Below are 12,651 nucleotides of genomic sequence, written 5' to 3' on the forward strand. Positions count from 1 at the left end.
GGTCAGAACCGGGCGATCTCGTCGGCGGTCAGCTCGCGATATTCGCCCGGTGCCAGCTCTTCATCCAGCGTCAGGTCACCCACCCGCTCCCGGTGCAGTCCCACCACCTTGTTGCCGATGGCGGCAAACATCCGCTTCACCTGATGGTACTTGCCCTCGTGGATGGTCAGACGCGCCTCGCACTCTCCCAGGATCTCCAGCTGGGCTGGCCGGGTCTTCTCGGTCTCGCTGCGCAGCAGCACCCCTTCGGCAAACAATGCGATGGCATCCGGGCTGACCGGGTCGGCGAGCCAGACGTGGTAGGTCTTGGCACACTCGTGACGGGGGGAAGTAATGCGATGAGACCACTGGCCGTCGTCGGTCACCAGTACCAGGCCGGTGGTGTCGAGATCGAGCCGTCCCACCACGTGCAGCTTGCCCATGGCCGGCTCATCCATCAGGAAGAACACGGTGGGGTGATCCGGGTCTTCGTTGGAGCAGACATACCCTTCCGGCTTGTGCAGCATGAAGTAGCGGTTGCGCTGATCCAGGGTCAGGGTAACACCGTCAAATTCCACCTGGCTCTGCTCGTTGATGTGGAAGGCGGGCTGCTTGACCACGATACCGTCCACCATCACCTCTCCCTGCCGGATCAGTTTGCCCGCCAGCGAGCGGGTCAAGTCGGAACAATCGCAAAGAAATTTATCGAGCCGCATGCACAACCTCAGAGTCCATCAAGAAAGGGGCGTCATTATATCGGCCGGGGCCGACAACTCCAGCACTAAGCGCCACGGCCGCCACGCATGTCGCCATGACGAACCGGGGCGCCGGTGTTAGACTGCCAACAGAGGGCCTAACGTTACGCATAATAATAAAGTTCAGGAAGCCGTATGAAGTCGCAAACACCTCATCCCGTTATTCCCGTCAACCAGCTGCAACCCGGCATGTACGTGATCGCCATCATCAGCCAGACCGGCGGCATGGAGATTGCCCAGATGGGGCTGGTGACCACCCGCCAGCAGATCAACGATCTGGTCAAGCGCGGCGTACTCACGGTGCGGGTCGATCTCGCCCGCAGCAAGCTGCCCGGCATCGAGCAGGTCATCTCCCCCGATCCAGCCATCTCCCCGACCAGCACCCAGCGTTCCTCCGGCAACGGCAACGGCGAGGGGCGCGAGCTCAAGATCCGCCGGCTTTATCAGGAGGCCCGCGAGCTGCAGGGCAAGTTCATCCGCCATCTCAAGGCGGGGGAGCCCATCGACATCACGCCGCTGGCAGCAGTCGCCGAGGAGATGGTAGACACCATGTTCACCCACGGTGACGCCATGCTCTGCCTGGCCCGCATTCGCGCCAAGGATGCCTACCTGATGGAGCACTCGATGAACGTCGCCATCCTGCTGGCGAACTTCGGCCGCTACCTGGACCTGGACCGCAGCGTGCTCAAGGAGCTGACCCTGGGCGGCCTGCTGCACGACGTGGGCAAGATCATGACCCCGGACGAGGTGCTCAACAAGCCGGGCAAGCTCACCGACGAGGAGTTCGCCGTCATGCGCCAGCACGTGGTGCACAGCTACGAGATCCTGAGCAACACCCCCGGCATCACCGCCACCATGCTGGAGGTGGCCGCCAACCATCACGAACGGCTCGACGGCACCGGTTACCCGCAGCGGCTCAAAGGCGAGCAGCTCTCGCTCTATACCCGCATGAGCGGCATCGTCGATGTCTATGACGCGGTCACTGCGGATCGGGTCTACAAGCAGGGCATGCAGCCGACCCAGGCCTTTCGCATTCTACTCAAGGGGATCAACCACCACTTCGATGCCGAACTGGTCACCAAGTTCATCAAGTGCATGGGGGTCTATCCGGTGGGGACGCTGGTGCAGCTCTCCAACCAGCGGCTGGCCATCGTCATGCAGCGCAATCCCCATGAGCCGCTCAAACCGGTGGTGAAGGTGATCTATCACGGGACCCAGCGCCACTACCTCGAGGTGCAGTGGCTGGATCTGGCCAAGAACGGGGTGCAGGAAACCATCGAGAGCACGGTCGATCCCAAGGAGTTCGGCATCAACCTCGCCAACTTTGTCTAGTCGGCATCTCCCTCCCGCAACCGCTCGGCGCAGTGCTGGATGAGAAACTCCTCATCCAGCGGCGACAGATCAAAGCGGATGCAGGCCTCTTCGATGGCCCGGATGTCGTGTTGATGGTGCTCACTGAGCCAGCGCACGGCGCGGCGCAGATCTTCACCATGGGGCAGCAGGGTATGGTCGCTCATGGGGCACCTCCGATCAGCCATCAATACCGGCCCGTCACAGCGGGCCCTCTCTTCTAGCTTAGCCCGCCTGCTGCCCCTTCATCCTGCCTTCAAGCAGCCTCAGGCAAACGCCCGCTGCCAATCCTGATCAAACTTCGCCAGCGCCGCGTCCACCGCCGGCACTCTCAGCAGCTGTTCGGCCACATCGAGCGGCAATGTGATGGACTGGCAACCCGCCAGCAGGCAGTCAAGCGCCTGGCGCGGGGTACGAAACGAGGCAGCCAGCACCTTGCTGTGCGGCGCGTGCAGCGCCAGCAGCTGTTGCAGCTCCTGTACGGTGGCGATGCCATCGCCCCCCTGGGCATCCAGCCGGTTGACGTAGGGCGCCACGTATTCGGCCCCCGCCACCGCTGCCAGCCAGCCCTGCAGCGGGGTATAGACCGCCGTGCCCAGGGTCGGCACCCCGTTGGCCGTCAGGGTCTTGATGGCCGCCAGCCCCTCTTCACATACCGGGATCTTGATCACCAGGTCCCGGTCCAGCTCACGCAGGGCAAATGCCTCGCGCACCATCTCGGTTTCGGTTTTGGCCATCACCTGGGCAAACAGCCGCGCCTTGGGACCCAGCACCTCCCGCAGGGCGGGCAGCAGCTCGGTCAGCGGCATGCCGCCTGCCGCGGTAATGGACGGGTTGGTCGTGACGCCGGCCAGCGGCAGGATCCGTGACCAGCGGCGCACCGCAGCCACATCGGCAGTATCGAGATAAAGCTCCATCTCTGACTCCTTAATGGGATGTTCAATCTGTCGCCATTCTAGCGAGATAACATCCGCACATTGTTTGATCAAAATCAAATCAACTTTCGAACGAAAGAAAATAGAATGCAAAAACAAAAGGAGGCGGTATGATTTTCGACCTGCAACGCTATTCAACCCACGATGGCCCCGGCATTCGCACCCTGGTGTTTCTCAAGGGGTGCTCGCTGGCCTGTCGCTGGTGTCAAAACCCGGAAAGCCGCTCTCCCAAGCCGGACATACTACTCGACCGGCGCCAATGCATCGAGGGATGCCGGCTCTGCAGCGATGCCTGCCCGGCAATCTTGCGTGACAGCCAGGGTGTCCAGCTCACCCGCTCAACCCTCGGCAATCAGGATGTGGAACGGCTGCGCGGCCTCTGCCCCAGCGAAGCGCTGCAGGTGTGCGGCCGGGAGGAGAGCCTGGACACCCTGATGGCCACCATCCTGCGAGATCGCCCCTTCTTCGAGCGCAGCGGCGGCGGGGTAACCCTCTCCGGCGGCGAGCCCTTCATGCAGCCCGAGTTTGCCGCCAGCCTGCTGGCCCGCTGCAAGGCCGAGGGGCTGCATACTGCGGTGGAAAGTTGCCTGCACGTACCCTGGCACCAGATTGAACCTAGCCTCCCCCACCTCGACCTGCTGCTGGCGGATCTCAAGCATGTGGATGAGGATCGCTTCTTCGACTGGACCCGCGGCAAGGTCGCCCTGCCCCTGGCCAATCTCAAGCGTCTGGCCGAGCGCGGCGTGACCATGCAGATCCGGGTGCCGCTCATCCCCGGCTTCAATGCCGACCGCGCCTCCATCGAGACCATCACCCAAGCTGCCGCCCGCCTCGGCACCGTGCAGGAGATCCACTTTCTCCCCTACCACACTCTGGGCGCGGGCAAGTACGCCCTGCTCGACCAACCCTATCAGGCGCCCCTGCAGCCACTCGATGACCCGGCACTGCTCGCCTTTGCCCATGAGTGTGCCCGTGCGCAGGGGCTGACCCCGCTCACCCGGGGCTAGGAGCACCCCATGACATCAGCCACTCACTGCCCAATGACCAGAGGATAAGACCATGACCCAGCTCGACCTCACCACCCTGCCCCCGCGGATCCGTGCCCACAAGGAGAGCCTGATCCACATCGTCCAGCCGCCGGTCTGCACCGAGCGGGCCCGTCACTACACGCAAGCCTATCAGGCCCACCTGGCCCGGCCGCTGCCGGTGCGCCGCGCCCTGGCGCTGGCCCACCACCTCAAGGAGCGCACCATCTGGATCAAGCACGACGAGCTCATCGTTGGCAACCAGGCCAGCCAGGTGCGGGCGGCGCCGCTCTTTCCCGAATACACGGTGGGTTGGATCGAGAAGGAGATCGACGAGCTGGCCGACCGCCCCGGTGCCGGTTTTGCGGTGAGCGAGGCAGACAAGCTGGCCATCCATGCCCTCACTCCCTTCTGGCGCGGCCAGACGGTGCAGGATCGCTGCTACGGCCTCTTTACCGACGAGCAGAAGGGACTGCTGGAGAGCGGCATCATCAAGGCCGAGGGCAACATGACCTCGGGGGATGCTCACCTCGCGGTCAACTACGAGCAGCTGCTTGCCCTCGGTCTCGACGGCCTCAAGGCCAAGGTGGCCGAGCGGCGCGGCCGGCTCGATCTGGCGGACTGGGCCGATCTGCAGCGCGAGCAGTTCCTGCAGGCCGTCGCCATCACCTTCGATGCCGTCAGCCAGCACATCGAGCGTTACGCCGCGCTGGCCCGCGAACTGGCGCAGCAGGAGCCACGCCCCGAGCGCCGCTGCGAGCTTGAGACCGTCGCCCTCAACTGCGCCCACATCGCCCACCGGCCCCCAGAGACCTTCTGGCAGGCGCTGCAGCTCTGCTACTTCATCCAGCTCATCCTGCAGATCGAGTCCAACGGCCACTCGGTGTCGTTTGGCCGGATGGACCAGTACCTCTACCCCTGGTATCGCCGCGAGGTGGAATTGTCGGAATCCCTGCCGCGCACACGCGCCATCGAGCTGCTGCAAGGGTGCTGGCTCAAGTTGCTGGAGGTGAACAAGATCCGCTCTGGCACCCACTCCAAGGCCTCCGCCGGCAGCCCGCTCTATCAAAACGTCACCATCGGCGGCCAGAACTGGCGGGATGGCAAGGCCCATGACGCGGTCAACGGCCTCTCCTACGCGATTCTGGAGTCCTGCGGCCAGCTGCGCTCCACCCAGCCCAACCTCTCGGTGCGCTACCACGCACGAATGAGCGAGGATTTCCTCGACGCCTGCATCCAGGTGATCCGCTGCGGCTTCGGCATGCCCGCCTTCAACAACGACGAGGTGGTGATCCCCGAGTTCATCAAGCTCGGCGTAAGCGAGGAGGATGCCCACCACTACGCCGCCATCGGCTGCATCGAGACCGCGGTGCCCGGCAAGTGGGGCTATCGCTGCACCGGCATGAGCTTCATCAACTTCGCCCGCATCCTGCTGGCGGCGCTCGATGACGGCCGTGACGCCACCACCGGCAAGGTCTTTCTGCCCCAGCCCCAGTCACTGCGGCAAGGCTCGTTCGGCCACTTCGACGAGGTGATGGCGCGCTGGGACGAGCAGGTGCGCTACTTCACCCGCAAATCCATCGAGATCGACTGCGTGGTCGACAGCGTGCTGGAGGCCCAGGCCCACGATATCCTCTGCAGCGCCTTGGTGGATGACTGTATCGAGCGCGGCAAGACCATTAAGCAGGGAGGCGCCGTCTATGACTGGGTCTCCGGCCTGCAGGTGGGGATCGCCAACCTGGGCAACAGCCTGGCGGCGCTGAAGAGACTGGTGTTCGAGCAGGGAACGGTGGATCAGCGCGAGCTGGCCGAAGCGCTCGAGCAGGATTTTGCCGGGCTCGAGGGTGAGCAGCTGCGCCAGCGCCTCACCCACGCGGCCCCCAAATACGGCAACGATCTGGACGAGGTCGACCTGCTGCTGGTACAGGCCTACCAGAGCTACATCGGCGAGCTCAAGGGGCTGCACAACACCCGCTTCGGCCGCGGCCCCATCGGCGGCACCTACTATGCAGGCACCTCCTCCATCTCGGCCAACGTGCCGTTTGGGGCGGCCACCATGGCCACCCCGGATGGCCGCCACGCCCGCACCCCGCTGGCGGAAGGGGCCAGTCCTGCGTCGGGATCGGATCGCCTCGGCCCCACGGCGGTGTTCAACTCGCTCGGCAAGCTGCCCACGGCGGCCATTCTCGGCGGCGTGCTGCTCAACCAGAAGCTGAGCCCGGCCAGCCTCGAAAACGAGCGGGACAAGGCCAAGCTGATGAGCCTGCTGCGCACCTTCTTCGAGGTGCACAAGGGGTGGCACGTGCAGTACAACATCGTCTCGCGGGAAACCCTGCTGGCGGCCAAGGCCCATCCCGACCAGTATCGGGATCTGGTGGTGCGGGTGGCGGGCTACTCGGCCTTCTTCACCGCCTTATCCCCCGATGCGCAAGATGATATCATCGCCCGCACCGAGCACAGTCTCTGACGGACCCCACCAGGGGCAGCTGTGCCCCATTATGACCGGCAAGCCACCCGCGCGGTGGCTTGCCGCTATCCACTGCCAGCCAGCGAGGCCCCATGAACCCACGCCACCAACTGATCCTCACCCTGGTCCATCAGGCCCGCAAGATGAGCGTGAGCGAGCTCTCCCAACGTACCGGGGTCTCGGAGGTGACGGTGCGCAACGACCTGACCGCGCTCGAAAAACAGGGGCTGCTCAAGCGGGTGCACGGCTCGGCCATGGCGCTGGAGAGCGACGACCCCGATGCCCGGATGAACATCAACTACCTGCTCAAGGAGCGCCTCGCCGAGCGAGCCGCCCAGCTGGTGGAAGATGGCGAGACGGTCTTTATCGAGGGGGGCAGCGCCAACGCCCTGCTGGCCCGCCATCTGGCCCTGCACAAGCGGGTCACCATCATCACCATCAGCAGCTACATCGCCCACCTGCTGCGCGACACCCAGGCTCAGGTGGTGCTGCTCGGCGGCCTGTTCCAGCATCAGAGCGAGAGCGTAGTAGGGCCGCTGACCCGGCTGTGCATCGAGCAGGTGCACTTCTCCAAGGCCTTCATCGGGGTAGACGGTTTTCATCCCGAGATGGGCTTCACCGGCCGCGACATGATGCGGGCCGACGTGGTCAACAGTGTGCTGGCCAAAGGGGTGACCAATGTGGTCATCACCGACAGCAGCAAGTTCGGCGCCATCCACCCGAGCCCGCTCGGCACGCCAGGCCAGATCGGCGTGTTGGTCACCGACGATGCCCTGCCCGCCCCCATGCGGGCCACCCTGGCCGCACGCGGCATCACAGTGCACTGCGTCGCCGCCTGAATCGCATCTTGCCCCCCGTTGCCGGGTTGCTCCCCCGCCTGGCGGCTTGACGGCGCCCACCGAGGCTGGGGTATGCTCGTCCTCTTTTGGCCTCTCCTGCCTGAGGCCACACACCGAAGGACGCCGCATGCACACCAAGGACAAATTTCTGGCCGCTCTGGTCATCCTCTGCTGGGGGCTCAACTTCGTCGCCATCAAGTGGGGGCTGGAGGGGATCCCCCCGCTGCTGCTGGGGGCGCTGCGCTTCGTCGGGGTGGTCTTTCCCGCCATCTTGCTGGTCCCCAGACCCGCCATGCCGTGGCGCTGGCTGCTGGCCTATGGCGGTGCCATCAGTCTCGGGCAGTTCTCCTTTCTGTTTTGCGCCATGAAGTTCGGCATGCCGGCGGGCATGGCCTCGCTGGTGCTGCAATCCCAGGTGGTGTTCACCCTGCTGTTCGCCATGATCTGGCTGGGTGAGCGCTGGCAACCCCACCACTGGGTGGCCCTGCCGCTGGCGGGGGCCGGACTCTATCTCATCGCCACCCATGGCGAAGGCAACCTGACCCTGCTCGGCTTCGTACTGACTCTCTGCGCGGCCGCCTGCTGGGGCCTTGGCAACGTCATCAATCGCCAGATCGGGCTGCGCTACCAGACCACGCTGCCCAGCCTTATCGCCTGGGGCGGAGTGGTGCCCATCCTCCCCTTCCTCGCCCTCTCCTGGTTGTTCGAGGGGCCCGAGCTGATAGCCAGCAGCCTGCTCAATATCAGCTGGCAGGGTTTCCTGTGCGTGCTCTATCTCTCCTTTGTCGCCACCTGGCTCGGCTATGGCCTGTGGGGGCGGCTGCTGATGCGCTATCCGGTAGCGCAGGTGGCGCCCCTCTCCCTGTTGGTGCCCTGCGTCGGCATGGTGGCCGCGGCCCTGCTGCTGGACGAACACCCCACCCCCTTGCAGTGGCTGGGCTCGGCCCTGGTGCTGCTGGGATTCGTGGTGCATCTGCTGGGCGGCCGGCTGCGCTGGTTCAAGCCACAGGCCACCTGATCCTTATTTGCCCGTCGCCATTGACCAGGGCGGGGAAACTTTCCATGATGAGCCAGCCCCCATCGGGGCTGGAGCCACCAGCGAGTAGCCTGCAGGACGCAGCCATCAGGAGAGCAAGGACATGCCATCGACCTTCACCACCAGCCCCCGCATCATCCCGCGCCTTCTGCGCACCAGCACCATTGCCCTGACCCTCTGCCTGAGCCACTACGGCTGGAGCGCCACCCTGCCGACCGATCTGACTTGGGAGAGCAACAACGTGGATCCGGCTTTCGCGGATCCGGCCGCCAAGCGGGGCGGCACCTTTCGCGGCTTCATGACCAGTTTTCCGCTGACCCTGCGGGTGTACGGCCCGGACTCCAACGGCGGCTTCGCCGGCTATATGCGGGAGACCAACCTGCCGCTCTTGAGCACCCATCCCGTCACCGGCAATCCCATGCCGATGCTGGCCAACGAATGGGCCTTCGGCGCTGACCACAAGACCCTCTATCTGCGCATCAATCCCAAGGCACGCTGGTCGGACGGCCAACCGGTCACCGCCGATGACTGGCTGTTCACCCTCAAGCTGCTGCGCAGCAAGGAGATCAACGACCCCTGGTACAACAACTACTACAGCACCCAGATAAGCGAGGTGACCAAGTTTGATGACCACACCCTGGCCATCTCCAGCGGCACGGCCAAGAGTCGCCAGGATCTGCTGGAATCCCTGCCCTTCAGCCCGGCCCCCAGTCACGTCATCAAGATCAGCGCCGACTGGGTCAAGGCATACAACTGGAAGCTGCTGCCGGTGACCGGCCCCTATCAGCTTGGCGAGGTGAAGAAGGGCAAATCGGTCACCTTCGAGCGGGTCAAGGATTGGTGGGGCAATGACGAGCGCTACTTCCAGCACCGTTTCAACCCGGACAGGATCGAGCTCAAGGTGCTCAGGGATCAGAACATCGCCTGGCAGCACTTCCTGCGCGGCGAGCTCGATACCTTCCCGCTGGTGATGCCCAACTGGTGGCACGACAAGAGCAAAACGCCGGAGTTCGCCAAGGGCTATATCGAGCGACTCTGGTTCTACAACCAGACCCCTCAACCCCCAACTGGGCTCTATCTCAACACCGCCGATCCGCTGCTGCGCAATCTCGATGTGCGGCTCGGCATCCAGCACGCCCTCAATCTCGACAAGATGCTCATCACCCTGCTGCGGGGGGATTACCAGCGCCTCAACAGCTATGGCTCCGGCCAGGGGGAGTTCACCAACACGGATCTCAAGGCCCGCCCGTTTGACCCCGAACTGGCGCGCCAGTACTTCGCCAAGGCCGGTTTCACCAAACCCGGCCCCGACGGCACCCTGCAAAACAGCCAGGGCCAGCCGCTGACCCTGGCCATCACCTACACCACGGCGGAGCACGCCCAGCGCCTCACCCTGCTGCGCGAAGAGGCCAAGAAGGCGGGGCTCAACCTCGAGCTCAACCTGATGGACGCCTCGGCCGGCTTCAAGTCGATGCTGGAGAAAAAACACCAGAGCGCCTGGATGGCCTGGTCAGGCAGCCGTTATCCCGCCTATTGGGAGTTCTTCCACAAGATCAATGCCAACAAGCCGCAGACCAACAACATCATGAACATCGATGACGACGCCATCACGGCCCTGGTGGAGCAGTACGACAAGGAGTTCGACTTCGCCAAAAAGGCGGCTCTGTCGCGCCAGATCCAGCAGCGGCTCTATGAGCTGGCCAGCTTCGTGCCCGCCTACCAGGTGCCCTACACCCGGGAAGGGGCCTGGCGCTGGATAAAACTGCCCAAGCTGCCGGCGACGCCCAAGAGCGAGGTGCTCTACTGGCCACTGGACGGCAGCAACAGCGGCTACAGCTACGGTGGCCTGTTCTGGATTGATGAAGAGGCCAAGACGCAGACCCAGGCCGCCATCAAGGCGGATCAGGCCTTTCCGGCCGTCACCCGGGTTGATACCACCTATCAGCAGAAATAGGGGGCTGTGCAGCCTGCCTCTTTGCCAAGGTTGGCCTAGGCCACCAACAAAAAGACCCCGCACAGTGGCGGGGTCTTTTTTGCAACCGGGGTTGCCAGCTTGAAGCTGCAGCGATTAACCGCGCTTGGCCTGCTTCTGGGCGATGGCGTCGGCCACGTCGGCCGGCTCCAGCACGATACCTTCCTGATCCGGGGTCGGGAACACGGCAACGCACAACTCATCCTGCTCCATGCCGTCGATCCAGCGCTCCAGCCACACCTTGAGGGTGATGGACTGCGGCTTGCAGTCGGCCCACTCCCCTTCGGCCCACGCCTTGGCGTATTCCGGGTGCGGCCATACCGGGATGCAGTCTTCATCGTCGGTGGTCAGCATCATGACGCCGTGCTCGTCGGTCAGAACGAACAGCTCTTCGTGCTCGACCAGCTTGCTGATGAAGTGATCAAAGCGGTAGTCCGCGTTCAGTTGCAGCGCTGCATTGCGCTCGGTGTCGCTCAGTTCATAGCTCATCGGTCAAGTCTCTTGTGCAATAAAGGGCGCCATGTTCACATCTTGCCGGCGCCTTGTCCAGTATGAGAGATCGGTCACCGATTTTTCGCGATCTCATCCCAGCTCGGGGGTCACCAGGGTGATCTCCGCCATCTCGCTGAAACGCTGGCGCAGCCAGTAGGCGGACTCCACCTCGACGAAGCAGAGCTGCTCCCGTCCGGCCAGGGCAGCGGCCAGGATCTGCTCGAAACGGGCCTGTTGTTGCGCTTGCCAGGCGGCGGCCAGCTTGCCGCCATGGGCCTCATCCACCACCTCGCGGCGCAACTCGAACAGGTTGTCGGTGATCGGGCTGTTGATCTTGGCCGGGCTATGCCAGTACATCAGCAAATTGTCCATCATCTCGCTGTCGTAATTGGCCAGTGCATCCAGCTCGGGCGTCGCCCCCTCTTCACCGGTGGCAAACTCACACCAGGCCGCCGTCAGCGGGGCCAGACTCCGGGCGGTAACTCCCTTGCTATCCTGGCGCAGGGCGGCGACATCCGCTCCCTTGCAGGCCGGCAGCCAGACATCGCCCTGATGCTGCTCGAGCAGGGGCAACAACAGGGAGGCGGGATAGACGGGGAAACGCGTCCCCAGTGTGTGCAGCAGTGATACCAGTGTGATCTTGACCATGGAATACGCCTTGAACCGGAGGCCGATACGCAGCGTTCGGCCAGAAAGACAAAGGAGGCACCTATCCTATCATGTTTGGCATGGCAGGGGCGGACTCAACTACGCCTCCAAAAAGCACTGGCAGGACGACCAAAAAAGCAGCGTTTGAGCACGCATGGAAAGGAGAAAGCCCAATAGTTTGAGCCAGCGCCCACTAAAGTGGATCCGGGAATGCTAGTTTGCATACATCTTTAGCGTAAGGAGTGCATTCATGATCGGGATCGACCAGGTTTCTAACGAGTTTGTAAACGATTTGAAAATACTGGCATGTTTTGATCCGGCCAACATGAGCCTGGGGATCAAGTTGCGCAGCGACATGTCCGACGAACTCTGCCAGGCGGCATCACGCCTGCATCAACAGGGGCTCATCAGCGCGGAAGATGGTGGCTATCTGACGCCATTCGGCATGACCATGGTCGAGCACCTGCAGCACCTGCTGGTCGCACTCAAACCGCTTTGATTGCTTTGGGAGCCCACAGCGAAAAGTTGAGCAGCTCCCAGCGTTTACCCTGACGTAGCAGACAGGCAAACAGCAAAGGACCTTCGGGTCCTTTTACTTTGCCATCGACCATCCACTCCCCCACCCGTTTTGGCAATGGTTGCGCCTTGATCTCGTCGGGCAGGGAGCCGCCGCCCACGCGCACCTCGACAAACTGCTGGCATACGGCTTTTGCCTCGGCCTCGACAGTATCCTGCCCCTGTACATCGGCAGAGGTGATCAGCGTGGCGGCGAGCAGAAGAGATGGCAGCATAGTGGAGGCAACGAGAGAGTAGGAAGTAGCATCATTCACTCTGTGCAGATGGGAGTGAAGCGTCCATAAACAAAAAGCCGTGGAACCAGAGGCACCACGGCTTTCTTAAATTCTGTAAGAATTACAGAGCAGTTACGTTCTCAGCCTGCGGGCCTTTCTGACCTTGGGTCACAGAGAACTGTACGCGCTGACCTTCAGCCAGGGTACGGAAACCGTTACCGCTGATAGCGCTGAAGTGAACGAAAACGTCCGGGCCGTTTTCTTGCTGGATGAAGCCAAAACCTTTGGTTTCGTTGAAAAACTTAACGGTACCGGTGATCATGTTAGACATATCTTTAAACCTGTATTCAAAATAATTACTT

The 12,651-nt window shown here is 63.0% G+C and carries 14 protein-coding genes; 7 read left to right on the plus strand and 7 right to left on the minus strand.

Features of this window, described 5'->3' with window-relative positions; translation table 11 throughout:
- Positions 1 to 2 precede the first annotated feature (2 nt).
- Positions 3 to 695, minus strand: coding sequence for a 16S rRNA pseudouridine(516) synthase RsuA (gene rsuA, locus E5E96_RS22205; protein WP_016351327.1), 693 nt, complete (start codon positions 693 to 695; stop codon positions 3 to 5).
- A 174-nt stretch (positions 696 to 869) separates the two neighbouring features.
- Here rsuA and E5E96_RS22210 point away from each other — a divergent pair, with 174 nt between their 5' ends.
- Positions 870 to 2,066 carry an HD-GYP domain-containing protein gene (locus E5E96_RS22210; RefSeq protein ID WP_171283169.1) on the plus strand — a complete coding sequence of 399 codons (1,197 nt, stop codon included), beginning with the start codon at positions 870 to 872 and terminating at the stop codon, positions 2,064 to 2,066.
- Here the strand turns inward: E5E96_RS22210 and E5E96_RS22215 are convergent.
- Together E5E96_RS22215 and fsa are read right to left on the minus strand one after the other, a co-directional pair.
- Positions 2,063 to 2,251 (minus strand): hypothetical protein, encoded by a 189-nt coding sequence (locus E5E96_RS22215; protein WP_024942451.1) that lies wholly within the window; start codon positions 2,249 to 2,251, stop codon positions 2,063 to 2,065. The two genes, E5E96_RS22210 and E5E96_RS22215, sit on opposite strands and share 4 nt — an antisense overlap.
- Before the next feature lie 99 nt (positions 2,252 to 2,350).
- Positions 2,351 to 3,001 (minus strand): fructose-6-phosphate aldolase, encoded by a 651-nt coding sequence (gene fsa, locus E5E96_RS22220; protein ID WP_011706656.1) that lies wholly within the window; start codon positions 2,999 to 3,001, stop codon positions 2,351 to 2,353.
- A gap of 128 nt (positions 3,002 to 3,129) precedes the next feature.
- Here fsa and E5E96_RS22225 point away from each other — a divergent pair, with 128 nt between their 5' ends.
- From E5E96_RS22225 to E5E96_RS22245, 5 genes are all read left to right on the plus strand, one after another.
- The gene (locus E5E96_RS22225; RefSeq protein WP_171283170.1) at positions 3,130 to 4,026 is read left to right on the plus strand and encodes a glycyl-radical enzyme activating protein; all 897 of its coding nucleotides are present in this window, start codon (positions 3,130 to 3,132) and stop codon (positions 4,024 to 4,026) included.
- A 52-nt stretch (positions 4,027 to 4,078) separates the two neighbouring features.
- Positions 4,079 to 6,511 (plus strand): formate C-acetyltransferase/glycerol dehydratase family glycyl radical enzyme, encoded by a 2,433-nt coding sequence (locus E5E96_RS22230; RefSeq protein ID WP_171283171.1) that lies wholly within the window; start codon positions 4,079 to 4,081, stop codon positions 6,509 to 6,511.
- A gap of 92 nt (positions 6,512 to 6,603) precedes the next feature.
- On the plus strand, positions 6,604 to 7,350 hold the full coding sequence (locus E5E96_RS22235; protein WP_011706659.1) for a DNA-binding transcriptional regulator YciT: 747 nt from the start codon (positions 6,604 to 6,606) through the stop codon (positions 7,348 to 7,350).
- A gap of 127 nt (positions 7,351 to 7,477) precedes the next feature.
- Positions 7,478 to 8,368, plus strand: coding sequence for an EamA family transporter (locus E5E96_RS22240; RefSeq protein ID WP_171283172.1), 891 nt, complete (start codon positions 7,478 to 7,480; stop codon positions 8,366 to 8,368).
- Between the two features lie 121 nt (positions 8,369 to 8,489).
- The gene (locus tag E5E96_RS22245; protein WP_171283173.1) at positions 8,490 to 10,340 is read left to right on the plus strand and encodes an extracellular solute-binding protein; all 1,851 of its coding nucleotides are present in this window, start codon (positions 8,490 to 8,492) and stop codon (positions 10,338 to 10,340) included.
- 114 nt (positions 10,341 to 10,454) lie between these two features.
- Here E5E96_RS22245 and E5E96_RS22250 read toward each other — a convergent pair whose 3' ends face one another.
- Together E5E96_RS22250 and E5E96_RS22255 are read right to left on the minus strand one after the other, a co-directional pair.
- Positions 10,455 to 10,847, minus strand: coding sequence for a DUF2750 domain-containing protein (locus E5E96_RS22250; RefSeq protein ID WP_005302792.1), 393 nt, complete (start codon positions 10,845 to 10,847; stop codon positions 10,455 to 10,457).
- A gap of 93 nt (positions 10,848 to 10,940) precedes the next feature.
- A complete protein-coding gene (locus E5E96_RS22255; RefSeq protein ID WP_171283174.1) occupies positions 10,941 to 11,498 on the minus strand; it encodes a hypothetical protein in 558 nt (185 codons plus the stop codon).
- 250 nt (positions 11,499 to 11,748) lie between these two features.
- Between E5E96_RS22255 and E5E96_RS22260 the strand changes: the two genes are divergently transcribed.
- Positions 11,749 to 11,997, plus strand: a complete 249-nt coding sequence (locus E5E96_RS22260) for a TIGR02647 family protein (protein WP_011706664.1) — start codon at positions 11,749 to 11,751, stop codon at positions 11,995 to 11,997.
- Here E5E96_RS22260 and E5E96_RS22265 read toward each other — a convergent pair.
- A complete protein-coding gene (locus tag E5E96_RS22265; protein WP_016351336.1) occupies positions 11,984 to 12,289 on the minus strand; it encodes a hypothetical protein in 306 nt (101 codons plus the stop codon). The two genes, E5E96_RS22260 and E5E96_RS22265, sit on opposite strands and share 14 nt — an antisense overlap.
- A gap of 121 nt (positions 12,290 to 12,410) precedes the next feature.
- Positions 12,411 to 12,620, minus strand: coding sequence for a cold-shock protein (locus tag E5E96_RS22270; protein WP_005331438.1), 210 nt, complete (start codon positions 12,618 to 12,620; stop codon positions 12,411 to 12,413).
- Positions 12,621 to 12,651: the final 31 nt, after the last annotated feature.

This window comes from Aeromonas sp. 1805 (assembly GCF_013085525.1).
Lineage (GTDB): Bacteria > Pseudomonadota > Gammaproteobacteria > Enterobacterales > Aeromonadaceae > Aeromonas > Aeromonas hydrophila.